The organism is Streptomyces beijiangensis (genome assembly GCF_017315755.1).
Lineage (GTDB): Bacteria > Actinomycetota > Actinomycetes > Streptomycetales > Streptomycetaceae > Streptomyces > Streptomyces beijiangensis.
Map to the genome: position 1 here is coordinate 1 of NZ_JAFLRJ010001108.1, position 690 is coordinate 690.

Genomic DNA, 690 nt, shown 5'->3' on the forward strand with positions numbered 1-690 from the left:
TTCGTCGACCAGGACGAACCGTCCCTCGGCATGTCACCACCGGTCGCGGCCGCCACGTACACGATGCTTCTCTCGCTCGCCGCACGCTCGGCCGCCGTGGTGATCGCGGAACAGGGGCTGCCGCCCGGCCTCGACGGCCGGACGCCGGTGGTGGTGCCGGTGGTGGTGCATCAGCTCCGGCGCGGGTCCGTGGTGTTCAGCGGAGAGCCCGCTGAGCTGACGGCGGGATGACGAGCTGCGTGCCGATGTTCAGCCGGTCGGGGTGGGGTCCGATCATCTGGGCGTTGGCCTTGTAGAGCGCCTGCGAACCACCCTTGATCCCGTACTTGCGGGCGATCGAGCTGAGCGTCTCCCCGGACTGCACGGTGTGAATGCGGCCCTTCAGCTTGTACTTCCTGGAGCAGTCGGGCCACGCGTCCCACCCCTGGTCGGCCAGCACCCGTTTCGCGACCGCGATCTGCTCGGCGCGGGTGGCGAGATCGGCGCGCGGGGCGTACTTGAGGCCGCCGTACTGCTCCCAGGTGGGCTGCCAGAACTGCAGTCCGCCGTAGTAGGAATTGCCGGTGTTGACGTGCCAGCGACCGCTGCTCTCGCACTCGGCGAGACAGCTCCAGGGCCATTCGCCGGCGGCGCAGCTGTACGGACCGAACCCTCCGTTCGGGGCCGGGGCGCCGGCGAATGGCCCTGGAG

1 protein-coding gene and 1 pseudogene are annotated in these 690 nt (G+C 69.9%); one reads left to right on the forward strand and one right to left on the reverse strand.

What is annotated here, in order from left to right:
* A pseudogene (locus J0695_RS40765) lies at positions 1-231 on the forward strand (hypothetical protein); the annotation flags it as partial.
* Here the strand turns inward: J0695_RS40765 and J0695_RS40770 are convergent.
* Positions 197-690 (reverse strand): LysM peptidoglycan-binding domain-containing protein (locus tag J0695_RS40770; protein ID WP_206969839.1); only part of this gene is annotated, 494 nt, incomplete at its 5' end. The pseudogene J0695_RS40765 and the gene J0695_RS40770 sit on opposite strands and share 35 nt — an antisense overlap.